A 23,866-nucleotide genomic window follows, 5' to 3' on the forward strand; every position below is an offset into this window, starting at 1 on the left:
GCCCTTTAGGCAAGGAGTTAATTGTCGTGGCTAAAGAAAAATTTGAACGTAACAAACCGCACGTCAACGTTGGCACTATCGGTCACGTCGACCATGGTAAAACTACCCTGACTGCTGCGTTGACCAAGGTGTGTGCCGAGGCTTTCGGTGGCGCTATTCGCGACTTCGCACAGATCGACAGTGCTCCGGAAGAAAAGGCTCGTGGTATCACGATCAATACTTCCCACGTTGAATACGATTCCAACATCCGTCACTACGCCCACGTAGATTGCCCGGGCCACGCTGACTATGTGAAGAACATGATCACCGGTGCGGCGCAGATGGACGGCGCTATCCTGGTTTGCTCCGCTGCTGACGGCCCGATGCCGCAGACTCGCGAGCACATCCTGCTGTCCCGTCAGGTAGGCGTTCCGTACATCGTCGTGTTCCTGAACAAGGCCGACATGGTGGATGACGCCGAGCTGCTGGAACTGGTCGAGATGGAAGTGCGTGACCTGCTGTCGGCTTACGACTTCCCGGGCGACGACACTCCGATCGTCATCGGTTCCGCGTTGATGGCTCTGAACGGCCAGGACGACAACGAGATGGGCACCTCTGCCGTGCGCAAGCTGGTTGAGACTCTGGATACCTACATTCCGGATCCGGTGCGCGTTATCGACAAGCCGTTCCTGATGCCGGTTGAAGACGTGTTCTCGATCTCCGGTCGCGGTACCGTGGTAACCGGTCGTATCGAGCGCGGCATCATCAAGATCCAGGAAGAAGTCGAGATCGTGGGTCTGCGCGATACCGTCAAGACCATCTGTACCGGTGTTGAGATGTTCCGCAAGCTGCTCGACGAAGGTCGTGCTGGCGAGAACTGCGGTATTTTGCTGCGTGGCACCAAGCGTGACGACGTTGAGCGTGGTCAGGTTCTGGCCAAGCCCGGTAGCGTCAAGCCGCACACCAAGTTCGAAGCAGAAGTGTACGTGCTGAGCAAGGAAGAAGGCGGTCGTCACACTCCGTTCTTCAAAGGCTACCGTCCGCAGTTCTACTTCCGCACTACCGACGTAACCGGTAACTGCGAGCTGCCGGAAGGCGTTGAGATGGTAATGCCGGGCGACAACGTGAAAATGGTTGTTACCCTGATCAAGTCGATCGCCATGGAAGACGGCCTGCGTTTCGCGATTCGCGAAGGTGGCCGTACCGTTGGTGCTGGCGTGGTTGCCAAGATCATCGAGTAATCGATTGATCTAAAAAAAGCCCCCGCTTGCGGGGGCTTTTTTATTGAGTTGACACTCGCTGGGGCCGTCTATAGAATTGCGCCTCCTTTTAGCGGGTGTATTGCGCCCGTTGGGAATAGCAGCTTGGAATCTGAGGTCAAAATGCAAAACCAACAAATCCGTATTCGGTTGAAGGCTTTTGACCATCGCCTGATCGATCAATCAACCCAGGAAATCGTGGAAACCGCGAAACGTACTGGTGCTCAGGTGCGTGGTCCGATTCCTCTGCCTACCCGCAAAGAGCGGTTTACCGTTCTGACTTCACCGCACGTCAACAAAGACGCGCGTGATCAGTTCGAAATCCGCACTCATAAGCGTGTTCTGGACATTGTCCAGCCAACGGATAAAACCGTTGATGCGCTGATGAAGCTCGATCTTGCGGCTGGCGTGGAAGTGCAGATCAGCCTCGGCTAAAACCTTGGGGTTTTAGTCGTGTAACGCTCTGAAATGGGCGGCCATAGCGGGTGAAAGCCCCGTACACTCATGAGGTTACAACATGACTATTGGTGTAGTCGGTCGTAAGTGCGGGATGACCCGTATTTTCACCGAAGAAGGTGTCTCCATTCCGGTTACGGTCATTGAGATCGAACCGAATCGCGTCACTCAGTTCAAAACTGAAGAGTCCGATGGCTATCGTGCAGTGCAAGTCACTGTCGGTGAGCGTCGTGCTTCCCGTGTCAGCAAGGCGCAAGCCGGCCATTTCGCCAAGGCGAATGTCGCGGCAGGTCGTGGCGTTTGGGAGTTCCGTCTTGCAGAAGGCGACTACCAGGCCGGCGATCTGATCAACGCTGAAATTTTCCAAGCTGGTCAACTGGTGGATGTCACCGGTCAGTCCAAGGGTAAAGGCTTTGCCGGTACCATCAAGCGTTGGAATTTCCGCGGCCAAGACAACACTCACGGTAACTCCGTGTCCCACCGTGTTCCGGGTTCCATTGGCCAGTGCCAGACTCCGGGTCGCGTCTTCAAGGGCAAGAAAATGTCCGGTCACATGGGTGCTGAGCGCGTGACTGTGCAGTCCCTGGAAGTAGTGCGCGTCGACGCCGAACGCAACCTGCTGTTGGTCAAGGGTGCCGTTCCTGGCGCTACTGGCGGCAACCTGGTTGTTCGTCCGGCAGCCAAGGCTCGCGGTTAAGGGGAAGCTGACATGCAATTAAATGTAAATGGCGCTCAAGCGATCGAAGTGTCCGAAGCGACATTCGGTGGCGATTACAACGAGACCCTGGTTCACCAAGCAGTCGTGGCCTACATGGCCGGCGGCCGTCAGGGCAGCAAGCAGCAGAAGACCCGTTCCGACGTGTCCGGTGGCGGTAAGCGCCCGTGGCGTCAGAAGGGCACTGGTCGTGCTCGTGCCGGTACCACTCGTGGTCCGATCTGGCGTGGCGGTGGTGTGACTTTTGCGGCCCGTCCGCAGAATCACGATCAAAAGCTGAACAAGAAAATGTATCGCGCTGCATTGCGTTCGATTCTTGCTGAGCTGGTGCGCAGCGATCGTCTGGTAGTGGTTGAGGACTTCAGCGTTGAAGCGCCGAAAACCAAAGACCTGCTGAACAAGCTGAATGGCATGGGCCTGACCGATGTGCTGATCGTGTCCGATGCTATCGATGAGAATCTGTACCTGGCTGCTCGCAACCTGCCGCATGTCGATGTGCGTGACGTGCAGGGTTCCGATCCGGTCAGTCTGATCGCGTACGAAAAGGTGTTGGTCACCGTTTCTGCCGTGAAGAAATTCGAGGAGCTGCTGGGATGAACCAGGAACGCGTATTTAAAGTGCTGCTTGGCCCGCACGTCTCCGAGAAGGCCACACTTCTGGCTGATAAAAAAAGCCAATTCGTTTTCAAGGTTGCAACCGATGCAACCAAGCTGGAAATCAAGAAGGCCGTCGAAAGCCTGTTCAGCGTGAAGGTTGAGCGTGTGACTACTCAGAATGTTCTGGGTAAGACCAAGCGCACCGCTCGCGGTCTGGGCAAGCGTAACGACTGGAAGAAGGCGATCATCTCCCTTCAGCCGGGCCAAGATCTCGATTTCGCCAGCAGTGCTGAGTAAGGAAGGGGTGCATCATGGCAATCGTTAAATGCAAACCGACTTCCGCTGGCCGCCGTTTTGTGGTCAAGGTGGTCAACAAGGAGCTGCACAAAGGCGCTCCCTACGCTCCGCTGCTCGAGAAGAAGTCGAAGTCAGGCGGTCGTAACAACAATGGTCGGATCACCACCCGTCATATCGGTGGTGGCCACAAGCAGCATTACCGTCTGGTCGACTTCCGTCGCAACGACAAAGATGGCATTCCCGCCACTGTCGAGCGTATCGAATACGATCCGAACCGTACCGCACACATCGCTTTGTTGATGTATGCAGACGGCGAGCGTCGCTACATCATCGCCCCTAAGGGCGTGAGTGCTGGCGATCAGCTGGTAGCTGGCATCATGGCTCCGATCAAGCCGGGCAACAGTCTGCAGCTGCGCAACATCCCAGTTGGTAGCACTGTTCACGGTGTCGAACTGAAGCCGGGCAAAGGTGCTCAGATCGCTCGTTCCGCTGGTGCTTCGGCTCAGCTGATTGCGCGTGAAGGCGTCTACGTGACCCTGCGTCTGCGTTCCGGTGAAATGCGTAAAGTGCTGGCTGAGTGCCGTGCGACCCTGGGCGAAGTCTCGAACTCCGAGCACAGCCTGCGTTCGCTGGGTAAAGCCGGTGCCAAGCGCTGGCGTGGCGTTCGCCCAACCGTTCGTGGTGTTGCCATGAACCCGGTTGACCACCCACACGGTGGTGGTGAAGGTCGTACCTCTGGTGGTCGTCATCCGGTGTCTCCATGGGGCTTCCCGACTAAGGGCGCGAAGACTCGTGGTAACAAGCGCACCGATAACATGATCGTCCGTCGTCGCAAGTAAATAGAGGGATACGACAGTGCCACGTTCTCTGAAAAAAGGTCCTTTTATCGATCTTCACCTACTGAAGAAGATCGAAGTGGCGGTGGAAAAGAACGATCGCAAGCCGGTGAAAACCTGGTCGCGTCGTTCCATGATCCTGCCGCAAATGGTCGGTCTGACCATTGCTGTGCATAACGGTCGTCAACATGTTCCGGTTCTGGTGAACGAAGACATGGTCGGCCACAAACTGGGCGAATTTGCCGGCACTCGTACCTATCGTGGGCACGTGGCTGACAAGAAAGCCAAGCGTTAAGGGGTTAGGAAATGGAAGTAGCCGCTAAGTTGTCGGGCGCTCGAATCTCCGCCCAGAAAGCCCGCTTGGTCGCCGACCAGATCCGCGGGAAGAAGGTGGGCGAAGCGCTCAATCTGTTGGCTTTTAGCAGTAAAAAAGCCGCTGATATCATCAAGAAAGTGCTGGAGTCGGCTGTGGCCAACGCCGAGCACAACGAAGGCGCAGATGTTGATGACTTGAAGGTCAGCACCGTTTTCGTCAACGAAGGGCGTTCGCTGAAGCGCATCATGCCGCGTGCCAAAGGCCGCGCTGATCGCATCGTCAAGCGGTCTTGCCATATCACTGTCAAGGTTGCGGACAAGTAACGGAGTCGATCAGATGGGTCAGAAAGTACATCCCATTGGCATTCGCCTGGGAATCGTCAAGGAGCACACCTCCGTCTGGTACGCCAGCGGTCGGACTTATGCGGACTATTTGTTCGCTGATCTGAAGGTGCGCGAGTACCTCCAAGACAAACTAAAAAGCGCGTCCGTAAGCCGTATCGATATCCATCGTCCGGCTCAGACTGCACGCATCACCATCCACACCGCCCGTCCCGGTATCGTGATCGGCAAGAAAGGTGAAGATGTTGAGAAGCTGCGTCAGGACCTGACCAAGCAAATGGGTGTGCCCGTGCACATCAATATCGAAGAAATCCGCAAGCCGGAGCTCGACGGTATGCTGGTTGCGCAGAGCGTAGCTCAGCAGCTGGAGCGTCGTGTGATGTTCCGTCGCGCCATGAAGCGCGCTGTACAGAACGCCATGCGCATTGGTGCCAAAGGCATCAAAATCCAAGTGAGCGGTCGTCTCGGCGGTGCTGAAATTGCCCGTACCGAATGGTATCGCGAAGGTCGTGTGCCGTTGCACACCCTGCGTGCCGATATCGACTATGCCACGTACGAAGCGCACACCACTTATGGTGTGATCGGTGTCAAGGTTTGGATCTTCAAAGGCGAAGTGATCGGTGGTCGCCAAGAAGAACTGAAGCCGCAAGCACCTGCGCCTCGTAAAAAAGCTGCCAAGTAAGGGGTACGCCAAATGTTGCAACCAAAGCGTACGAAGTTCCGCAAGCAGATGACCGGCCACAACCGTGGCTTGGCTCAGCGCGGTAGCAAAGTCAGCTTCGGCGAGTTCGCGCTGAAGTCTGTTGCCCGCGGTCGTCTCACCGCCCGCCAGATCGAGTCCGCTCGTCGTGCTCTGACTCGTCACGTTAAGCGTGGCGGGAAAATCTGGATTCGCGTGTTCCCGGACAAGCCGGTTACCAAGAAGCCTCTCGAAGTGCGGATGGGTAAAGGGAAGGGTAGCGTTGAGTATTGGGTAGCCCAGATTCAGCCAGGCAAAGTCCTGTATGAAATCGAAGGCGTTTCCGAAGAGTTGGCGCGTGAGGCTTTCGCCCTGGCTGCTGCAAAGCTGCCGCTCGCCACCACTTTTGTTAAGCGGACGGTGATGTGATGAAGGCGAATGAACTTCGTGAAAAATCAGCACAGCAGCTGAACGAGCAACTGCTCGGCCTGCTGCGCGACCAGTTCAATCTGCGTATGCAGAAAGCAACTGGCCAGTTGGGGCAGTCTCACCTGCTCTCGCAAGTTAAGCGCGACATCGCTCGTGTGAAGACTGTGCTCAATCAGCAGGCAGGTAAGTGATCATGGCTGAAGCCGAAAAAACAGTCCGTACGCTGACCGGCCGTGTCGTCAGCGACAAGATGGACAAGACCATCACCGTATTGATCGAGCGTCGCGTTAAGCACCCGATCTACGGTAAATATGTCAAGCGTTCGACCAAGCTGCACGCGCACGACGAAAGCAATCAGTGCCATATCGGCGACAAGGTTTCCATTCGTGAAACCCGTCCCGTAGCCAAGACCAAGTCTTGGGCGCTGGTTGAAGTTCTCGAACGCGCAGTGGAAGTCTAAGGACTAAGGGTCGGAGAAATATATGATTCAGACTCAATCCATGCTCGACGTCGCTGACAACAGCGGTGCTCGTCGCGTTATGTGCATCAAGGTGCTGGGTGGTTCGCATCGCCGCTACGCTGGCATCGGCGACATCATCAAGGTGACCGTTAAGGAAGCGATTCCGCGCGGTAAAGTGAAGAAAGGCCAAGTGATGACTGCTGTCGTAGTCCGCACTCGTCATGGCGTTCGTCGCCCTGACGGCTCGATCATTCGCTTCGATGGCAACGCTGCTGTTCTGCTGAACAACAAGCAAGAGCCGATCGGCACCCGTATTTTTGGGCCAGTGACTCGTGAACTTCGCTCTGAGAAGTTCATGAAGATCGTCTCGCTCGCCCCTGAAGTGCTCTAAGGAGATCCGACATGCAAAAGATTCGTCGTGACGACGAGATCATCGTGATCGCCGGTAAAGACAAAGGTAAGCGTGGCAAGGTGCTCAAGGTTCTCGCTGACGACCGTCTGGTCGTTGGCGGGATCAACCTGGTGAAGCGCCATACCAAGCCGAACCCGATGTCGGGCGTTCAGGGCGGTATCGTCGAGAAAGAGGCGCCTCTGCACGCTTCCAACGTGGCCATTTTCAATGGCGAAACCAACAAGGCTGACCGTGTTGGTTTCAAAGTTGAAGAAGGTAAAAAAATTCGTGTCTTCAAGTCGACCCAAAAAGCGGTTGATGCTTGAACACTGCTAGGTAGAAGACCATGGCACGACTAAAAGAGATTTACCGGAAAGAAATCGCGCCCAAGCTTAAGGAAGAACTTAAGCTGGCGAACGTGATGGAAGTTCCGCGCATCACCAAGATCACCCTGAACATGGGTTTGGGCGAGGCAATCGGTGACAAGAAAGTCATCGAGCACGCTGTAGCCGACCTGGAAAAGATCACCGGTCAGAAAGTCGTAGTGACTCATGCCCGTAAATCGATTGCAGGTTTCAAGCTGCGTGAAGGTTGGCCGATTGGCGTCAAGGTAACCCTGCGCCGCGATCGCATGTACGAATTCCTCGATCGTCTGCTGTCTATCTCCCTGCCGCGCGTGCGTGACTTCCGCGGCCTGAATGCCAAGTCCTTCGATGGTCGTGGCAACTACAGCATGGGCGTGAAAGAGCAGATCATCTTCCCGGAAATCGACTACGACAAGATCGATGCCCTGCGTGGTCTGGACATTACCCTGACGACCACTGCGCGTACGGATGACGAGGGTCGTGCTTTGCTGCGTGCCTTCAAATTCCCGTTCCGCAACTGATTGGAGTTGGACCATGGCTAAAATGAGCATGAAAAACCGCGAGCTGAAGCGTCAGCAAACGGTAGCCAAGTACGCCAAGAAGCGTGCCGAGCTGAAAGCTACCATCGTCGATCTGAACGCCAGTCCGGAAGCGCGCTGGGAAGCTCAGGTCGCGTTGCAGCAGCAGCCGCGTGACGCCAGTGCCTCGCGCCTGCGCAATCGCTGCCGGATTACCGGTCGTCCGCACGGCGTCTATCGCAAGTTCGGTCTGTCGCGTAACAAGCTGCGTGAAGCGGCAATGCGTGGTGATGTACCGGGTCTGGTGAAAGCCAGCTGGTAAAAACGAAGCCGGCCTAGCGCCGGCTTTGTCTTATCTGTGAATCAGGCCCCTTTGGGGCTTGATTCATTTTTGATCAGTCTCTAGAATGCTCGGCTCGCCTGAGCCTGGGTTGCATTGTTCCAGAATTCTCAGCGACTGTAGCCGCAAGGCTAATTCTTTTTGTATCAGGAGCGTCTAGCCCATGAGTATGCAGGACCCGTTAGCGGACATGCTAACTCGTATCCGTAATGCCCAGATGGCTGAAAAGTCCGTCGTAAGCATGCCGTCTTCCACGTTGAAGGTGGCTGTAGCCAAAGTTTTGAAAGACGAAGGTTATATTGCGGGTTATCAGATCAGCGGTGAAGTCAAGCCGCAGCTGTCCATCGAGCTGAAATACTTCGAAGGCCGTCCGGTTATCGAAGAAGTGAAGCGCGTCAGCCGTCCAGGCCTTCGCCAGTACAAATCCGTCGATGATCTGCCGAAAGTTCGTGGCGGTCTCGGGGTTTCCATCGTCTCCACCAACAAGGGTGTGATGACGGACCGCGCTGCGCGCGCTGCCGGTGTCGGCGGCGAAGTGCTTTGCACAGTGTTCTAAGGGGGGAATAAGCATGTCTCGCGTTGCTAAGAACCCCGTTACGCTGCCCGCTGGTGTTGAGGTCAGTCTCACCGGTCAGCAGCTGTCGGTAAAGGGTGCCAAGGGCGCTCTCGAACTGAATGTTCACTCGTCCGTTGAAGTCCTGCATGAAGCCGGTGAGCTGCGTTTCGCTGCTCGCAATGGCGACCAGCAGACTCGCGCCATGGCCGGCACTACCCGTGCGTTGGTCAACAACATGGTAATCGGCGTTAGCGCTGGCTTCGAGCGCAAGCTGCAGCTGGTCGGTGTTGGTTACAAGGCGCAAGCCAAAGGTCAGGTGCTGAACCTCGCTCTCGGCTTCTCCCATCCGATCGACTATGAGTTGCCGGAAGGTGTGGTTGCTGAAACCCCGAACCAGACCGAGATCCTGATCAAGGGTGTCGACAAGCAACTGGTTGGTCAGGTCGCTGCGGAGATTCGTGACTTCCGTCGTCCTGAACCTTATAAGGGCAAAGGTGTTCGTTACGCAGACGAAGTCGTCCGCCGTAAAGAAGCCAAGAAGAAGTAGGGCATAGCAAATGACCGACAAAAAAGTTACTCGACTGCGTCGCGCTCGCAAAGCACGCCTGAAAATGCACGAGCTCGAAGCCGTGCGTCTCTGCGTGTATCGCTCTTCGCAGCACATCTATGCCCAGGTCATTTCGGCCGACGGCAGCAAGGTCCTGGCCAGCGCCTCGACCTTGGACAAAGCACTGCGTGATGGTGCCACTGGCAACATCGATGCGGCCAAGAAAGTTGGTCAGCTGGTTGCCGAGCGTGCGAAAGCCGCTGGTGTGACTCAGGTTGCATTCGACCGTTCTGGCTTCAAGTACCACGGCCGCGTCCAGGCGCTGGCTGACGCTGCTCGTGAAGGCGGGCTGGAGTTCTAAGTTATGTCAAATAACGACCAAAAGCGCGACGAAGGCTATATCGAGAAGCTGGTACAGGTTAACCGCGTAGCCAAAACCGTAAAGGGTGGCCGTATCTTCACTTTCACTGCGTTGACCGTAGTGGGTGATGGTAAGGGTCGCGTCGGTTTCGGCCGTGGCAAATCCCGTGAAGTGCCGGCTGCTATCCAAAAAGCGATGGAAGCTGCGCGTCGCAACATGATCCAGGTGGATCTGAACGGCACCACGCTGCAATACGCGATGAAGTCTGCCCATGGCGCCTCCAAGGTGTACATGCAGCCGGCTTCTGAAGGTACCGGTATCATCGCTGGCGGCGCCATGCGTGCCGTGCTGGAAGTGGCTGGTGTGCAGAACGTTCTGGCCAAGTGCTACGGCTCGACTAACCAAGTGAACGTGGTGCATGCCACTTTCAAAGGTTTGAAAGCTATGCAGTCGCCTGATTCCGTTGCGGCCAAGCGTGGCAAGAGCGTCGAGGAGATTCTCTAATCATGGCTAATACCGTAAAAGTCACGCTGATCAAGAGCATGACCGGCCGTATCCCCAACCACAAACTCTGTGTGAAGGGATTGGGTCTGCGTCGCATCGGTCACACCGTAGAAGTCCTGGATACTCCCGAGAATCGCGGGATGATCAACAAGGCTTACTACATGCTGCGAGTCGAGGGTTAACACATGTACCTGAACGATTTGAGTCCTGCGCCGGGTTCCCGTCGCGAGAAGCACCGTCCGGGCCGTGGTATCGGTAGTGGTTTGGGTAAGACCGGTGGCCGTGGCCACAAGGGTCAATCCTCCCGCTCCGGTGGCACCATTGCTCCGGGTTTTGAAGGCGGCCAGCAGCCTCTGCACCGTCGTTTGCCCAAGTTCGGTTTCGTGTCCCTGAAGGCTATGGATCGCGCAGAAGTGCGTACCTCCGAGCTGAACAAGGTCGAAGGCGGCGTTATTACTCTGCAAGCGCTGAAGGATGCCAACCTGATTAACCAACATGTACGGCGTGTGAAAGTCATGCTGTCCGGTGCGGTTACTCAAGCGGTTACCCTTAAAGGTATCGCTGCCACCAAAGGTGCGCGTGCGGCTATCGAAGCAGCTGGCGGTAAGTTCGAGGAATAAATGGCTAAGCAAGGTGCTCTCTCAGCGCTCAGCAATGGCGGGTTATCCGAGCTCTGGGCTCGTCTGCGCTTTCTGCTTATGGCGATTATCGTCTATCGCATTGGCGCACACATTCCAGTTCCAGGCATAAACCCGGACCGGTTGGCGGACCTGTTTCGACAGAATGAGGGGACCATTCTTAGCTTGTTCAACATGTTTTCCGGGGGCGCGCTGGAGCGCATGAGTATCTTTGCACTGGGGATCATGCCGTACATTTCGGCATCGATCATCATGCAGCTCATGACCGCTGTCAGCCCGCAACTGGAGCAGTTGAAGAAGGAAGGTGAGGCTGGTCGTCGCAAGATCAGCCAATACACCCGCTACGGCACCTTGCTTCTGGCGTTCGTTCAGGCTATCGGCATGTCCGTGGGTTTGGCGAGTCAGGGCGTAGCGTTTTCGGGCGATTTCGGCTTCCACTTCGTTGCAGTCACCACCTTTGTGGCGGGTGCGATGTTCATGATGTGGTTGGGCGAGCAAATCACCGAGCGTGGTGTTGGCAACGGTATTTCGATGCTGATTTTTGCAGGCATCGTAGCCGGTCTGCCGTCGGCGATCGGGCAGTCTTTCGAGTCTGCTCGTCAGGGCGATATCAATATCTTCGCCTTGATCGCCATCGGTTTGTTGGCAGTAGCGATCATCGGTTTCGTGGTGTTCATTGAGCGTGGCCAGCGCCGGATTGCGGTGCACTACGCCAAGCGTCAGCAGGGCCGCAAGGTCTTTGCCGCGCAGACCAGCCACTTGCCGTTGAAGGTGAATATGGCTGGGGTTATCCCGGCTATTTTCGCCAGCAGCCTTCTGTTGTTCCCGGCCTCGCTGGGTGCCTGGTTTGGCCAGTCCGAAGGTTTGGGCTGGCTGCAGGATATTTCACAGGCTATCGCTCCTGGTCAGCCGTTGAACATTTTGCTGTTTAGTGCAGGGATCGTTTTCTTCTGCTTCTTCTATACGGCGCTGATGTTCAACCCGAAAGATGTAGCGGAAAACCTGAAGAAGTCCGGTGCCTTTATTCCGGGTATCCGTCCGGGTGAGCAGTCGGCGCGCTATATCGATGGCGTGTTGACTCGGTTAACCATGTTCGGTGCTCTGTACATGACGGCCGTATGCCTGCTGCCCCAGTTCCTGGTGGTGGCGGCCAACGTACCGTTCTATCTTGGCGGGACCTCGTTGCTGATCGTGGTAGTGGTTGTGATGGACTTTATGTCGCAAGTACAATCGCACCTCGTTTCGCACCAGTACGAATCCCTGATGAAGAAAGCCAACCTGAAGGGCTACGGCAGCGGCATGATGCGCTGAAGTGCCCATAAGGTTCGAGGAGTTGGTGATGAAAGTTCGTGCATCGGTGAAAAAGCTGTGCCGTAACTGCAAGATTATTCGTCGTGAAGGTGTCGTTCGAGTTATTTGCAGCGCGGAACCGCGTCACAAGCAGCGCCAAGGCTGAGTGTGATTGAAATGCTACAAGCCCGGCAGCTAGTGCGCTGCCGGGTTGATTATTTGTTTCTACAGCGCTAATATCTCGCGCCTTATTTCTTGGCTTCCGGGGCGTAGGTAGCTGTCAATTGGAGTTCCACTGAATGGCCCGTATTGCAGGCGTAAACATTCCGGATAACAAGCACGCTGTTATCTCGCTGACCTACATTTTTGGTGTCGGTCGCACTACTGCACAGAAAATCTGTGCGGCTGCTGGTGTTAATCCGGCAGTAAAGATCAAAGATCTCTCTGACGAGTTGATCGAGCAGCTGCGTGGCGAAGTAGCCAAGGTGAATACCGAAGGCGACCTGCGTCGTGAAGTGAACATGAAAATCAAGCGCTTGATGGACCTGGGTTGCTATCGCGGCCTGCGTCATCGTCGTGGTCTGCCGGTTCGCGGTCAGCGTACCAAGACCAACGCGCGTACCCGTAAGGGCCCGCGTAAGCCGATCCGCAAGTAATCGCATTCGCGCATCGACAGGAATCTAGTCATGGCAAAACCTGCTGCTCGTACTCGTAAGAAAGTCAAAAAGACAGTGGTTGATGGCATCGCCCACATCCACGCTTCTTTCAACAACACAATCGTGACCATTACTGACCGTCAGGGTAACGCCCTGTCCTGGGCTACCTCGGGTGGTTCGGGTTTCCGCGGCTCGCGTAAAAGCACCCCGTTCGCTGCCCAGGTGGCTGCTGAGCGTGCTGGTCAAGCTGCGCTGGAATACGGCCTGAAGAACCTCGACGTCAACGTCAAGGGTCCCGGTCCGGGTCGTGAGTCCGCTGTCCGTGCTTTGAACGGCTGCGGTTACAAGATCGCCAGCATCACCGATGTGACACCCATCCCGCACAACGGATGCCGTCCTTCGAAGAAGCGTCGCGTGTAATCAGGAGACAGTGAGAAATGGCTCGTTACATTGGTCCCAAATGCAAACTGTCTCGTCGTGAAGGCACTGATCTGTTCCTGAAAAGCGGCGTCCGCGCCCTGGAATCGAAGTGCAACATCGAAGCAGCCCCCGGTATCCACGGTCAGCGCCGTGGCCGTCAGTCCGACTACGGCACCCAGCTGCGTGAGAAGCAAAAAGTTCGTCGTATCTACGGTGTGCTCGAGCGTCAATTCAGCGGTTATTACAAAGAAGCAGCCGGCAAGAAAGGCGCTACTGGTGAGAACCTGCTGCAACTGCTCGAATGCCGTCTGGATAACGTGGTTTATCGTATGGGCTACGGCGCTACTCGTGCCGAATCCCGTCAGCTGGTTTCGCACAAAGCGATCAGCGTAAACGGTAAGACTGTAAACGTGCCGTCCTACCAGGTTAAAGCTGGCGACGTCGTTGCAGTTCGCGAGAAGTCGAAGAATCAGCTGCGCATCGTTCAGGCTCTTGAACTGTGTGCCCAGCGTGGCCGCGTTGAATGGGTAGAAGTAGACATTGAGAAGAAGTCCGGCGTGTTCAAGGCCGTACCGGTTCGCAGTGATCTGTCCGCTGACATCAACGAAAGCCTGATTGTCGAGCTCTACTCCAAGTAAGGGCTAGAAAATAGGTGCATCCATGCAGATTTCGGTAAATGAGTTCCTGACCCCCCGCCATATCGATGTGCAGGTGGTCAGTCCGACCCGTGCCAAGATCACGCTCGAGCCTCTCGAGCGTGGCTTTGGCCACACCTTGGGCAACGCGCTGCGCCGCATCCTGTTGTCCTCTATGCCTGGCTGTGCAGTAGTCGAGGCCGAGATTGACGGTGTACTCCATGAGTACAGCGCCATCGAAGGTATTCAGGAAGATGTCATTGAAATCCTGCTGAACCTGAAAGGCCTGGCTATCAAGTTGCACGGTCGCGACGAAGTGACGCTGACTCTGGCGAAGAAGGGCTCGGGTGTAGTTACCGCTGCCGATATTCAGCTGGATCATGATGTCGAAATCGTCAATGGCGACCACGTAATCGCCAACATGGCTTCCACTGGCGCGCTGAACATGAGGCTCACCGTAGCTCGTGGTCGCGGCTATGAGCCGGCTGACGCTCGTCAGAGCGATGAAGATGAGAGCCGCAGCATTGGTCGCTTGCAGCTGGATGCTTCGTTCAGTCCGGTACGCCGTGTGTCGTACGTGGTAGAGAACGCTCGTGTTGAGCAGCGTACTAACCTGGACAAGTTGGTTATTGACCTGGAGACCAACGGTACTCTGGATCCTGAAGAGGCTATCCGCCGTGCCGCAACCATTCTGCAACAGCAGTTGGCTGCGTTCGTCGACCTCAAGGGTGACAGTGAGCCTGTGGTTATCGAGCAGGAAGACGAGATCGATCCGATCCTGTTGCGTCCGGTCGACGATCTGGAACTGACTGTACGTTCGGCCAACTGCCTCAAGGCAGAGAACATTTACTACATCGGCGACCTGATTCAGCGCACCGAAGTAGAATTGTTGAAAACGCCGAACCTGGGCAAGAAATCCCTGACTGAAATCAAGGATGTTCTGGCTTCTCGCGGTCTGTCCCTCGGTATGCGCCTCGACAATTGGCCGCCGGCAAGTCTGAAGAAAGACGATAAGGCGACTGCCTGATCGTCATCATCACCAAGCGTCAGTTTGGTAAGGAATTGAACCATGCGTCATCGTAAAAGTGGCCGTCACCTCAGCCGCACCAGCGCACACCGTAAGGCCATGTTCCAGAACATGGCGGTGTCGCTGTTCGAGCATGAGCTGATCAAAACTACTCTGCCGAAAGCCAAAGAGCTGCGTCGCGTTGCTGAGCCGCTGATCACTCTGGCTAAGGTAGACAGCGTTGCCAACCGTCGTCTGGCCTTCGACCGTACCCGTTCGAAAGTCATCGTCGGCAAGCTGTTCAACGACCTGGGCAAGCGTTATGCCACCCGTCAGGGCGGTTATCTGCGTATCCTCAAGTGCGGTTTCCGCACGGGCGACAACGCGCCGATGGCTTATGTTGAGCTGGTTGACCGTCCGGTCGGCGGCGCAGTAGAAGCTGCCGAGTAAGTTGTAGGTTGTAGAAAAAACCGGGCCTTGGCCCGGTTTTTTTGTTTTCAGGGTGAATAATATTACGAACGGGTTGTTTGATATTGTGTGCGTCCGTCCGCTCGGGTAAGGTTCGGTTGTCCCCGAACCCGCCGATTGCGGCCCCTATAAGAACAATTGCCCATCATGTCCGAACCTAGCGCTTTGAGTCTGATCCCTCCAGCTGTCGTATTGACCCTGGCTATTTTCCTGCGTCGACCTATTCTGGCCCTGATTTTGGGCGCTGCTAGCGGTCTGTTGCTGCTGTCGCCTGGGCAGTCGCTGCATAATTTCTCCGAAATCTCCCTGAAGGTCATGCAGGACGAAACTATCGGCTGGTTGATTCTGGTGTGCGGCAGTTTCGGTGCCTTGATTGCCTTGTTGGTGCGCACCGGTGGCGCGCTGGCATTTGGGCGTTCCGCGTTGAAACTGGCAAAGGGGCGGCGTTCCTCGTTGCTGATGACCTTTGCCCTGGGCGTAGTGATTTTCGTCGATGACTATCTCAATGCGCTAACGGTGGGCGAAACCATGAAGCGCGTGACCGATCGCTTCAAGGTCTCCCGCGAGATGCTGGCCTATGTGGTGGACTCCACTGCAGCGCCTATTTGCGTGCTGGTACCGCTCTCCACCTGGGCGGTATTCTTCGGCGGGTTGTTGGAAAATAACGGCATCGCCGCCGCTGGCCAGGGGATTAGCGTGTATATCCAGGCCATTCCCTACATGCTCTATGCCTGGTTTGCGGTCATTCTGGTGCTCTTGGTTGCCGCGGGGCTGGTGCCGGCCATTGGCCCGATGCGCAAAGCAGAGATGCTGGCGCGACATGGTTCGGCCGGCGCCATGTATGTCGGTGAGTTCAGCCCCGAGCATAATTACTCCATGCGGTCGCTGGAGGAGGAGTTCGATGCTGCCGACAAGGAAGGTGGCAAGCTGCATAACTTCCTGGTACCGCTGCTGATGTTGATCGGCTTCACTGTCTACTTCGATATCGATGTGTGGATGGGCATGCTGGCCACCCTGCTGATCACTGTGCCCTTCTATCTGGTGCAGCGCTTGATGCCCTTGTCCGAAATGCTCGATCAGATGGTCGATGGTTTCAAAACCATGTTGCCGGCTATCGGTATCGTCGTCGCCGCCTTTATCTTCAAGGAAGTGTGCGATCGGCTGATGCTGCCGCAGTATGTCGTGGAGTCGCTCAAGCCCTATATGAGCGCGCAGATGTTACCGGCCATGGTATTTCTGGCCATGGCCGTGCTGGCCTTTGCCACGGGTTCATCCTGGGGCATCTTCGCCGTGACCATTCCTATCGTCATGCCCTTGGCTTATGCGCTGCAGGCCGATATTCCCTTGACCCTAGGCGCTCTGCTCTCGGCTTCGGCCTTCGGCAGTCAGGCCTGTTTCTACAGCGATTCCACCGTGCTGGCCGCGCAGGGATCCGGTTGCGACCTGATCAGCCATGCCTTGACTCAGTTGCCCTATACCTTGATCGCCGCGGGTCTGGCGTTTGTCGGTTTTATGCTGATCGCATAAACAGGCGGTATCGATAAAGGCTATGTCCCCGTTGCGTGTTGCATGAGGAGTGGTGCTTGTGTCGGAGCGGATTTATCCGCGAGCTTCGCGGCTGAAGGCGTTTCTACGGCCTGCTAGGCGTGCTTGCAACCGTTGACGGGAGCATAGCCTTGAGAAGGAGCCGGACAAGGAGTCCGGCTTTTGGCTTTATGTTGAATGCAAAAACTATCGTGCTATTTGATGCAATATATTGGTTCTATCATCTGGTGCCGTCTAATCTTGCTCCATGCCTGCGGCGGCGGGCCGCTTGAGCCTGATATGGAGAGCACCTATGAGCCAGAAACCTACCCTAACGACCACGGCCGGCAATCCGATTGCCGATAACCAAAACTCTCTAAGCGCTGGCCCTCGCGGCCCGCTGCTGTTGCAAGACTACCAACTGATCGAGAAGCTCGCGCACCAGAACCGCGAGCGCATTCCTGAGCGCGTGGTGCATGCCAAGGGCTGGGGGGCATTTGGCACCCTGACCATCACCAACGATATTTCCAGGTACACCAAGGCCAAGCTGTTCAGCCCGCTGGGCAAGAAAACCGAGCTGGTTGCACGTTTCTCCACGGTGGCTGGCGAGATGGGCGCGGCGGATGCCGAGCGTGATGTGCGCGGCTTCTCCTTGAAGTTTTACAGCGAGGAAGGCAACTGGGATCTGGTGGGCAACAACACTCCGGTGTTCTTCGTCCGCGACCCGCTGAAATTCCCCGACTTTATCCACACGCAGAAACGCCATCCGCGCAGCAATCTGCGCTCGCCAACGGCGATGTGGGATTTTTGGTCGCTGTCGCCTGAGTCGCTGCACCAGGTGACCATCCTGATGTCGGATCGCGGTCTGCCCACCGGGGTGCGTCATATCAACGGCTATGGTTCGCATACCTACAGCATGCTCAACGCCGACAATCAGCGGGTGTGGGTCAAGTTCCACTTCAAGACGCAGCAGGGCCACAAGCACTGGAGCAACGCAGAGGCGGCCGAAGTGGTTGGCCGCACCCGCGAGTCAACCCAGGAAGACTTGTTTGGCAGCATCGAGAAAGGCGACTTTCCGAAATGGCGCATGTGTATCCAGGTGATGACCGAGGAGCAGGCCAGGCACACCAGCTACAATCCATTCGACTTGACCAAGGTCTGGCCGCATGGCGAGTTCCCGTTGATCGAGGTGGGCACTGTCGAGCTCAATCGCAACCCGGACAACTACTTCGCCGAGATCGAGCAGGCCGCATTCTCGCCATCCAACATCATCCCGGGCATTGGTTTCTCGCCGGACAAGATGTTGCAGGCGCGCATCTTCAGCTACGCCGATGCGCACCGTTACCGTCTGGGCACGCACTACGAGGCCTTGCCGGTGAATGCGCCGAAGTGCCCGGTGAATCATTACCACAAGGATGGCTCGCTGCGCTTTTTCGAGGGCAACCCGAATCCGGATGCCTTCTATGAACCGAACAGTTTCAACGGCCCGGCCCAGGCCCCGCAGTATGCCGAGCCGCCGTTGTCGCTGGATGGCGACGCCGACCGTCACGACCACCGTTTGGCTAATGACGATTACGTCCAGCCGCGAGCGCTGTTCGAGTTGTTCGACGCGGCGCAGAAGCAGCGGCTGTTCGGCAATATTGCCGCTGCCATGGGCGGCGTGCCGCAGTTCATCATCGACCGGCAGTTGGCGCACTTCGACAGGGTGCACCCGGACTACGGCAACGGTGTGCGCGCCGCCCTGAAAGCGGCGCAGTAACCAGCGTTAAACCAAGCGTCTGCTGGATTGGAGGCGCTTGGCCTTGCGCTTGACCCCGGCGTCGTGAGCGACGAGCATGTACGCCTGTTTATGCGCTTTGCTTAAGGACTTGCCTGATGAAAGGCCACGCTGAAGTTATCGACTATTTGAAAATGCTGCTCAAAGGCGAGCTGGCGGCACGCGATCAGTACTTTATCCATTCGCGGCTGTATGAGGACTGGGGCTTCAGCAAGCTGTACGAGCGGATCAACCATGAAATGGAAGAAGAGACCCAGCATGCCGATGCGTTGCTCAGGCGCATCCTGTTTCTCGAAGGCTTGCCCGATATGACGCCGGACAGCTTCACCTTCGGCCAGAGCGTGCCGGAGATGTTCAAGCTCGACCTGGCCGTGGAATATCAGGTGCGTGCGGCATTGAGCAAGGGCATCGAATTGTGCGAGCGCCATCAGGATTACCCAAGCCGTGACATCCTCCAGGCGCAGCTCAAGGACACCGAGGAAGACCACGCCTATTGGTTGGAGATTCAGCTCGGCTTGATCGACAAACTGGGCCTGGAGAATTACCTGCAAGCGCAGATGTAGGTTTCAGCGACAAGCGATAAGCCGGGGCGCATGATTCGCTCGAGGCTTAGCGCTTGTCGCTGTGTTCTACGCCCGATCCCGTTCCAGCAGCGGTTTGAGGAAGTGCCCGGTGTGCGATTGCGGCATTGCGGCGACTTCCTCCGGGGTGCCGGTGGCGATGATCTGTCCGCCCTTGGAGCCGCCCTCCGGGCCGAGGTCGACCAGCCAGTCGGCGGTCTTGATCACATCCAGGTTGTGCTCGATCACCACCACGGTGTTGCCGTGGTCGCGCAGGCGGTGCAGCACGTCGAGCAACTGCTGGATGTCGGCGAAGTGCAGGCCGGTGGTCGGTTCATCGAGGATATACAGGGTCTTGCCGGTGTCGCGCTTGGACAGCTCACGGCTCAGCTTGACCCGCTGCGCCTCGCCGCCGGACAGGGTGGTCGCGCTCTGCCCCAGCTTGATATAGGACAGGCCCACATCCATCAGGGTTTGCAGCTTGCGCGCCAGGGCCGGCACGGCATCGAAGAACTGCCGCGCTTCCTCGATGGTCATGTCCAGCACTTCGGTAATGTTCTTGCCCTTGTACTTCACTTCCAGGGTTTCGCGGTTGTAGCGTTTGCTCTTGCACACATCGCAAGGCACATAGATGTCCGGCAGGAAGTGCATCTCCACCTTGATCAAGCCGTCACCCTGACAGGCCTCGCAACGCCCGCCCTTGACGTTGAAGGAGAAGCGCCCCGGGCCGTAACCGCGCGAGCGCGATTCCGGTACGCCGGCGAACAGCTCGCGGATCGGGGTGAACAGGCCGGTGTAGGTCGCCGGGTTGGAGCGCGGGGTGCGGCCGATCGGGCTCTGGTCGATGTCCACCACCTTGTCCAGGTGCTGCAGGCCGTCGATGCTGTCGTGGGCGGCGGCTTCCAGCGTCGTCGCGCCGTTCAGCGCGGTGGCGCTGAGGGGATAGAGGGTGTTGTTGATCAGGGTCGACTTGCCCGAGCCGGACACGCCGGTGACGCAGGTCAGCAGGCCAATCGGGATATTCAGGTCGACGTTGCGCAGGTTGTTGCCGCGCGCGCCCTTGATTTTCAGCGCGAGCTTGTTGTTCCGTGGCGTGCGCTGGGCCGGCACCGCGATCTTCACCCGCCCGGACAGGTACTTGCCGGTCAGTGAGTCGGGGTGGGCCATGACTTCGGCCGCGGTGCCCTGGGCGACGATCTGGCCGCCATGCACGCCGGCACCTGGGCCGATATCGACCACGTAGTCGGCCATGCGAATGGCGTCTTCGTCGTGCTCGACCACGATCACCGTGTTGCCGATATCGCGCAGGTGGCGCAGGGTGCCGAGCAGGCGCTCGTTGTCGCGCTGGTGCAGGCCGATGCTCGGTTCGTCGAGGATATACATCACCCCGACCAGGCCGGCGCCGATCTGGCTGGCCAGGCGGATGCGCTGGGCTTCGCCGCCGGACAGGGTGTCGGCGCTGCGATCCAGGGTCAGGTAATCGAGGCCGACGTTGACCAGAAACTGCAGGCGTTCGCGGATCTCCTTGAGGATCTTCTCGGCGATCTCGCCGCGCCGGCCGGGCAACGCCAGGCTGGCGAAGTACTCGGTGGCATCGCCGATGGGCAGGCCGCTGACCGCCGGCAGGGTTTTTTCGCCGACCCAGACATGCCGCGCCTCACGGCGCAGGCGGGTGCCGCGGCAGTCCTGGCAGGCCTGGGTGCTGAGGAACTTGGCCAGCTCTTCGCGCACGCTGGCCGATTCGGTCTCGCGGTAGCGCCTTTCCAGGTTCGGCACTATGCCTTCGAAGGGGTGCGCACGTTTGACGATATCGCCCCGATCATTCAGGTATTTGAAGTCGACGCTCTGCGTGCCGCTGCCGAACAGGATGCATTTCTGATGTTCGGCAGCCAGCTCGTCGAAGGGGATTTCCAGGCTGAAACCGTAGTGCGCGGCCAGCGAGCCGAGCATCTGGAAGTAGTAGACGTTGCGTCGATCCCAGCCGCGGATCGCGCCTTCGGCCAGGGTCATCTCGCCGTTGATCAGGCGCTTGGTGTCGAAGAATTGCTTGACGCCCAGTCCATCGCAGGTCGGGCAGGCGCCGGCCGGGTTGTTGAAGGAGAACAGCTTGGGCTCCAGTTCGCTGATCGAGTGGCCGCACAGCGGGCAGGCGAAGCGCGCGGAGAAGATGATCTCTGCACCGGTTTCGCCTTCCATCGGCGCAATCAGGGCCAAGCCGTCGGCCAACTTGAGCGCGGTTTCGAAGGATTCGGCCAAGCGCTGCTGCAGGTCGCCGCGGGCCTTGAAACGGTCGACCACGGCGTCGATGCTGTGCTTCTTCTGTTTATCCAGCTTGGGCAACTCGTCCAGCTCGTAAATCTTGCCGTTGACCCGCACCCGGACGAAGCCCTGGGCGCGCAGTTCGTCGAACACCGCCAGGTGTTCGCCCTTGCGCTCGCGAATCACCGGAGCCAGCAGCATCAGCTTGCTGCCCTCCGGCAGGGCCAGCACCTGGTCGACCATCTGGCTGACGGTCTGCGCCTCCAGCGGCAGGTCGTGATCCGGGCAGCGCGGAATGCCGGCGCGGGCATACAGCAGGCGCAGGTAGTCGTAGATCTCGGTGATGGTGCCGACGGTGGAGCGCGGGTTGTGCGAGGTGGACTTCTGCTCGATGGAAATCGCCGGCGACAGGCCTTCGATGGTGTCGACGTCGGGCTTTTCCATCATCGACAGGAACTGCCGGGCATAGGCCGACAGCGACTCCACGTAACGCCGCTGGCCCTCGGCGTAGAGGGTGTCGAAGGCCAGCGAGGACTTGCCGGAACCGGACAGGCCGGTGATCACGATCAGCTTGTCGCGCGGCAGGCACAGGTCGATGTTTTTCAGGTTATGGGTGCGGGCACCCCGGATCAGAATCTTGTCCACAAACAGCGGCCTCGCATGGCGGGCGGAAAACCAGCGAGTATACGGCCCTGCGGCGCGGCGCGGCAAAGCGTGACGGCTGTGCCGCATCGTGCGGGACTGTTAGAATCGGCGCCTATTTTGATGGGGCATTTTCCATGCACGATCCTTACCGCGAGCGCATGAGCGGTGGTGAAACCCGGGCGGCAGGCGGGCTGGCGCTGGTGTTTGCCTTTCGTATGCTCGGCATGTTCATGGTCTTGCCGGTGCTGGCGACCTACGGCATGGCGCTGCAGGACAGCACCCCGGCCTTGATCGGCCTGGCCATCGGCGCCTATGGCCTGACCCAGGCATTCTTGCAAATCCCCTTCGGCATGCTCTCCGACCGCATCGGCCGGCGTCCGGTGATCTATGTCGGCTTGCTGATTTTCGCCGCCGGCAGTCTGTTGGCCGCTAATGCCGACTCGATCTGGGGCGTTATCGCCGGCCGCGTGCTACAGGGCGCCGGGGCGATTTCCGCCGCGGTGATGGCGCTGCTCTCCGACCTGACCCGAGAACAACACCGCACCAAGGCCATGGCCTTGATCGGCATGAGTATCGGTCTGTCCTTCGCCGTGGCCATGGTGGTCGGGCCGCTGCTGACCCGTGCCTTCGGCTTGTCTGGATTGTTTCTGGTCACCGCCGCCATGGCCTTGCTCGGCATCGTCATCGTCGCCGGGGTGGTGCCGCGCGCTGCCGGGCCGCTGCAGCACCGTGAGTCCGGCGTCGCCCGCCAGGCGTTGTTGCCGACCTTGAAACATGCCGACCTGTTGCGCCTGGACTTCGGCATCCTGGCCCTGCACGCGATTCTGATGGCCAGTTTCATCGCCTTGCCGTTGGCGTTGGTGGAGCAGGGCGGCTTGCCCAAGGAAGAGCACTGGTGGGTGTACCTGACCGCGCTGCTGATCGGCTTCTTCGGCATGCTGCCGTTTATCATCTATGCCGAGAAGCAACGCCGAATGAAGCAGGTATTGCTCGGCGCCGTGGCGGTACTGCTGGTCTGTGAGCTGTACTTCTGGCAGTTCGGCAGCAGCCTGCGTGCGCTGGTGCTGGGCACCGTGGTGTTTTTTACCGCGTTCAATCTGCTGGAAGCCTCGCTGCCGTCGCTGATCAGCAAGGTCGCGCCGGCAGGCGGCAAGGGCACGGCGATGGGGGTGTACTCCACCAGCCAGTTCCTCGGCGCGGCGCTGGGCGGCATTCTCGGCGGTTGGCTGTATCAGCATTACAGCCTGTCGGGGGTGTTCCTCGGTTGCGCCGCCATGGCTCTGCTCTGGCTGGGCTTTGCTGTTACTATGCGCGAACCGCCTTATGTCACCAGCCTGCGCCTGCCGCTCTCGGCCGCGGCCTTGCAAGAAGCGGGGCTGGCCGAGCGTTTACAGGCTGTGCCCGGAGTGGCGGATGCCGTGGTGGTGCCTGATGAAGCCGCCATTTATATCAAAGTGGATACCCAACAATTGGATCGCATGTCCCTGGAGCGCCTGATCGAGCCGGCGCCGGCGGCATGCTGAAAGCCTAGGAGAACGTTATGGCCCGTGGGGTTAACAAAGTCATTCTGGTCGGTACCTGCGGACAGGATCCGGAAACGCGTTATCTGCCCAGCGGCAACGCAGTCACCAACCTGAGCCTCGCCACCAGCGAGCAGTGGACCGACAAGCAGACCGGCCAGAAGGTCGAGAAAACCGAGTGGCACCGCGTGTCGCTGTTCGGCAAGGTCGCCGAAATCGCCGGCGAATACCTGCGCAAGGGTTCGCAGGTGTATATCGAAGGCAAGCTGCAGACTCGCGAGTGGGAAAAGGATGGCGTGAAGCGCTACACCACCGAGGTCATCGTCGACATGCAGGGCACCATGCAACTGCTCGGCGGCCGCCCGGATAACGCCGGTGGTGATTCCGCGCCGCGTCAGCAGCGCCCGGCGCCGCAGCCGCGCGAACAGCAGCAGGCGCCGCGTCCGGCTCCGCAGCAACCGGCCAAGCCGGCGCAGGATTTCGACAGCTTCGACGACGACATCCCGTTCTGACCAACCGAGTC

35 protein-coding genes are annotated in these 23,866 nt (G+C 58.0%); 34 read left to right on the forward strand and 1 reads right to left on the reverse strand.

Features of this window, described 5'->3' with window-relative positions; genetic code table 11:
* Positions 1 to 26 precede the first annotated feature (26 nt).
* The 32 genes from tuf to bfr all read left to right on the forward strand — a co-directional run bounded on the left by tuf (position 27) and on the right by bfr (position 18,922).
* A complete protein-coding gene (tuf, locus tag P8H27_RS03515) occupies positions 27 to 1,220 on the forward strand; it encodes an elongation factor Tu (RefSeq protein WP_289635241.1) in 1,194 nt (397 codons plus the stop codon).
* 141 nt (positions 1,221 to 1,361) lie between these two features.
* Positions 1,362 to 1,673, forward strand: coding sequence for a 30S ribosomal protein S10 (gene rpsJ / locus P8H27_RS03520; RefSeq protein WP_010486970.1), 312 nt, complete (start codon positions 1,362 to 1,364; stop codon positions 1,671 to 1,673).
* Positions 1,674 to 1,755: 82 nt separating this feature from the next.
* Positions 1,756 to 2,391 carry a 50S ribosomal protein L3 gene (rplC, locus tag P8H27_RS03525; protein WP_289635243.1) on the forward strand — a complete coding sequence of 212 codons (636 nt, stop codon included), beginning with the start codon at positions 1,756 to 1,758 and terminating at the stop codon, positions 2,389 to 2,391.
* A gap of 12 nt (positions 2,392 to 2,403) precedes the next feature.
* A complete protein-coding gene (gene rplD, locus P8H27_RS03530; protein ID WP_090505798.1) occupies positions 2,404 to 3,006 on the forward strand; it encodes a 50S ribosomal protein L4 in 603 nt (200 codons plus the stop codon).
* Entirely contained in the window at positions 3,003 to 3,302 is a 300-nt protein-coding gene (gene rplW / locus P8H27_RS03535) for a 50S ribosomal protein L23 (protein ID WP_289635245.1), read from the forward strand. Before rplD ends, rplW begins: the two co-directional genes overlap by 4 nt.
* Positions 3,303 to 3,316: 14 nt before the next feature.
* Positions 3,317 to 4,141: a 50S ribosomal protein L2 gene (gene rplB, locus P8H27_RS03540; protein WP_289635246.1), complete on the forward strand. Its 825-nt coding sequence runs from the start codon at positions 3,317 to 3,319 to the stop codon at positions 4,139 to 4,141.
* A 16-nt stretch (positions 4,142 to 4,157) separates the two neighbouring features.
* Positions 4,158 to 4,433, forward strand: a complete 276-nt coding sequence (gene rpsS, locus P8H27_RS03545; RefSeq protein WP_010486981.1) for a 30S ribosomal protein S19 — start codon at positions 4,158 to 4,160, stop codon at positions 4,431 to 4,433.
* A gap of 11 nt (positions 4,434 to 4,444) precedes the next feature.
* Entirely contained in the window at positions 4,445 to 4,777 is a 333-nt protein-coding gene (gene rplV, locus P8H27_RS03550; RefSeq protein WP_079204524.1) for a 50S ribosomal protein L22, read from the forward strand.
* 13 nt (positions 4,778 to 4,790) lie between these two features.
* Positions 4,791 to 5,477 (forward strand): 30S ribosomal protein S3, encoded by a 687-nt coding sequence (gene rpsC, locus P8H27_RS03555; protein WP_119952552.1) that lies wholly within the window; start codon positions 4,791 to 4,793, stop codon positions 5,475 to 5,477.
* Positions 5,478 to 5,489: 12 nt separating this feature from the next.
* Positions 5,490 to 5,903: a 50S ribosomal protein L16 gene (gene rplP, locus P8H27_RS03560; RefSeq protein WP_042552939.1), complete on the forward strand. Its 414-nt coding sequence runs from the start codon at positions 5,490 to 5,492 to the stop codon at positions 5,901 to 5,903.
* Positions 5,903 to 6,094 (forward strand): 50S ribosomal protein L29, encoded by a 192-nt coding sequence (gene rpmC, locus P8H27_RS03565; RefSeq protein ID WP_002555481.1) that lies wholly within the window; start codon positions 5,903 to 5,905, stop codon positions 6,092 to 6,094. The genes rplP and rpmC overlap by 1 nt, the downstream gene beginning before the upstream one ends.
* A 2-nt stretch (positions 6,095 to 6,096) precedes the next feature.
* Positions 6,097 to 6,363: a 30S ribosomal protein S17 gene (gene rpsQ / locus P8H27_RS03570; RefSeq protein WP_025167719.1), complete on the forward strand. Its 267-nt coding sequence runs from the start codon at positions 6,097 to 6,099 to the stop codon at positions 6,361 to 6,363.
* Positions 6,364 to 6,385: 22 nt separating this feature from the next.
* Positions 6,386 to 6,754, forward strand: coding sequence for a 50S ribosomal protein L14 (gene rplN / locus P8H27_RS03575; RefSeq protein WP_003289207.1), 369 nt, complete (start codon positions 6,386 to 6,388; stop codon positions 6,752 to 6,754).
* Between the two features lie 11 nt (positions 6,755 to 6,765).
* Positions 6,766 to 7,080 carry a 50S ribosomal protein L24 gene (gene rplX / locus P8H27_RS03580; protein ID WP_008374158.1) on the forward strand — a complete coding sequence of 105 codons (315 nt, stop codon included), beginning with the start codon at positions 6,766 to 6,768 and terminating at the stop codon, positions 7,078 to 7,080.
* Between the two features lie 20 nt (positions 7,081 to 7,100).
* Entirely contained in the window at positions 7,101 to 7,640 is a 540-nt protein-coding gene (rplE, locus tag P8H27_RS03585) for a 50S ribosomal protein L5 (protein WP_090505805.1), read from the forward strand.
* A 13-nt stretch (positions 7,641 to 7,653) separates the two neighbouring features.
* Positions 7,654 to 7,959, forward strand: a complete 306-nt coding sequence (gene rpsN / locus P8H27_RS03590; protein ID WP_289635258.1) for a 30S ribosomal protein S14 — start codon at positions 7,654 to 7,656, stop codon at positions 7,957 to 7,959.
* Between the two features lie 181 nt (positions 7,960 to 8,140).
* Complete coding sequence (rpsH, locus tag P8H27_RS03595; RefSeq protein WP_069519903.1) at positions 8,141 to 8,533, forward strand: 30S ribosomal protein S8; 393 nt, start codon at positions 8,141 to 8,143, stop codon at positions 8,531 to 8,533.
* A 13-nt stretch (positions 8,534 to 8,546) separates the two neighbouring features.
* Positions 8,547 to 9,080: a 50S ribosomal protein L6 gene (rplF, locus tag P8H27_RS03600; protein ID WP_289635261.1), complete on the forward strand. Its 534-nt coding sequence runs from the start codon at positions 8,547 to 8,549 to the stop codon at positions 9,078 to 9,080.
* A gap of 10 nt (positions 9,081 to 9,090) precedes the next feature.
* Positions 9,091 to 9,441 carry a 50S ribosomal protein L18 gene (gene rplR / locus P8H27_RS03605; RefSeq protein ID WP_289635262.1) on the forward strand — a complete coding sequence of 117 codons (351 nt, stop codon included), beginning with the start codon at positions 9,091 to 9,093 and terminating at the stop codon, positions 9,439 to 9,441.
* A 3-nt stretch (positions 9,442 to 9,444) separates the two neighbouring features.
* Complete coding sequence (gene rpsE, locus P8H27_RS03610; RefSeq protein ID WP_289635264.1) at positions 9,445 to 9,945, forward strand: 30S ribosomal protein S5; 501 nt, start codon at positions 9,445 to 9,447, stop codon at positions 9,943 to 9,945.
* A gap of 2 nt (positions 9,946 to 9,947) precedes the next feature.
* Complete coding sequence (gene rpmD / locus P8H27_RS03615) at positions 9,948 to 10,127, forward strand: 50S ribosomal protein L30 (protein ID WP_079204534.1); 180 nt, start codon at positions 9,948 to 9,950, stop codon at positions 10,125 to 10,127.
* A 3-nt stretch (positions 10,128 to 10,130) separates the two neighbouring features.
* Positions 10,131 to 10,565 carry a 50S ribosomal protein L15 gene (gene rplO / locus P8H27_RS03620; RefSeq protein ID WP_079204535.1) on the forward strand — a complete coding sequence of 145 codons (435 nt, stop codon included), beginning with the start codon at positions 10,131 to 10,133 and terminating at the stop codon, positions 10,563 to 10,565.
* Entirely contained in the window at positions 10,566 to 11,894 is a 1,329-nt protein-coding gene (gene secY / locus P8H27_RS03625) for a preprotein translocase subunit SecY (RefSeq protein ID WP_289635268.1), read from the forward strand. It abuts the gene before it with no gap.
* 28 nt (positions 11,895 to 11,922) lie between these two features.
* Positions 11,923 to 12,039: a 50S ribosomal protein L36 gene (rpmJ, locus tag P8H27_RS03630; RefSeq protein ID WP_002555468.1), complete on the forward strand. Its 117-nt coding sequence runs from the start codon at positions 11,923 to 11,925 to the stop codon at positions 12,037 to 12,039.
* A gap of 133 nt (positions 12,040 to 12,172) precedes the next feature.
* Positions 12,173 to 12,529: a 30S ribosomal protein S13 gene (gene rpsM, locus P8H27_RS03635; RefSeq protein ID WP_289635270.1), complete on the forward strand. Its 357-nt coding sequence runs from the start codon at positions 12,173 to 12,175 to the stop codon at positions 12,527 to 12,529.
* A gap of 30 nt (positions 12,530 to 12,559) precedes the next feature.
* Complete coding sequence (gene rpsK, locus P8H27_RS03640) at positions 12,560 to 12,949, forward strand: 30S ribosomal protein S11 (protein ID WP_013789773.1); 390 nt, start codon at positions 12,560 to 12,562, stop codon at positions 12,947 to 12,949.
* 17 nt (positions 12,950 to 12,966) lie between these two features.
* Positions 12,967 to 13,587, forward strand: coding sequence for a 30S ribosomal protein S4 (gene rpsD, locus P8H27_RS03645; RefSeq protein WP_090505816.1), 621 nt, complete (start codon positions 12,967 to 12,969; stop codon positions 13,585 to 13,587).
* 22 nt (positions 13,588 to 13,609) lie between these two features.
* Entirely contained in the window at positions 13,610 to 14,611 is a 1,002-nt protein-coding gene (locus P8H27_RS03650) for a DNA-directed RNA polymerase subunit alpha (protein WP_079204540.1), read from the forward strand.
* 42 nt (positions 14,612 to 14,653) lie between these two features.
* The gene (rplQ, locus tag P8H27_RS03655) at positions 14,654 to 15,040 is read left to right on the forward strand and encodes a 50S ribosomal protein L17 (RefSeq protein WP_289635275.1); all 387 of its coding nucleotides are present in this window, start codon (positions 14,654 to 14,656) and stop codon (positions 15,038 to 15,040) included.
* Positions 15,041 to 15,205: 165 nt separating this feature from the next.
* Positions 15,206 to 16,585, forward strand: a complete 1,380-nt coding sequence (locus P8H27_RS03660; protein WP_289635277.1) for a Na+/H+ antiporter NhaC family protein — start codon at positions 15,206 to 15,208, stop codon at positions 16,583 to 16,585.
* 310 nt (positions 16,586 to 16,895) lie between these two features.
* Positions 16,896 to 18,341 carry a catalase gene (locus tag P8H27_RS03665; protein ID WP_289635279.1) on the forward strand — a complete coding sequence of 482 codons (1,446 nt, stop codon included), beginning with the start codon at positions 16,896 to 16,898 and terminating at the stop codon, positions 18,339 to 18,341.
* 116 nt (positions 18,342 to 18,457) lie between these two features.
* The gene (bfr, locus tag P8H27_RS03670) at positions 18,458 to 18,922 is read left to right on the forward strand and encodes a bacterioferritin (protein ID WP_289635280.1); all 465 of its coding nucleotides are present in this window, start codon (positions 18,458 to 18,460) and stop codon (positions 18,920 to 18,922) included.
* A 66-nt stretch (positions 18,923 to 18,988) separates the two neighbouring features.
* Here bfr and uvrA read toward each other — a convergent pair whose 3' ends face one another.
* Complete coding sequence (gene uvrA, locus P8H27_RS03675; RefSeq protein WP_289635281.1) at positions 18,989 to 21,823, reverse strand: excinuclease ABC subunit UvrA; 2,835 nt, start codon at positions 21,821 to 21,823, stop codon at positions 18,989 to 18,991.
* A gap of 134 nt (positions 21,824 to 21,957) precedes the next feature.
* On the opposite strand from uvrA, the gene P8H27_RS03680 reads away from it, so the two are divergent.
* Both P8H27_RS03680 and P8H27_RS03685 read left to right on the forward strand, forming a co-directional pair.
* Positions 21,958 to 23,346 (forward strand): MFS transporter, encoded by a 1,389-nt coding sequence (locus P8H27_RS03680; protein WP_289635283.1) that lies wholly within the window; start codon positions 21,958 to 21,960, stop codon positions 23,344 to 23,346.
* A 17-nt stretch (positions 23,347 to 23,363) separates the two neighbouring features.
* Positions 23,364 to 23,855 (forward strand): single-stranded DNA-binding protein, encoded by a 492-nt coding sequence (locus P8H27_RS03685; RefSeq protein WP_289635284.1) that lies wholly within the window; start codon positions 23,364 to 23,366, stop codon positions 23,853 to 23,855.
* Positions 23,856 to 23,866 lie beyond the last annotated feature (11 nt).

This window comes from Pseudomonas sp. sp1636 (assembly GCF_030376615.1).
Lineage (GTDB): Bacteria > Pseudomonadota > Gammaproteobacteria > Pseudomonadales > Pseudomonadaceae > Aquipseudomonas.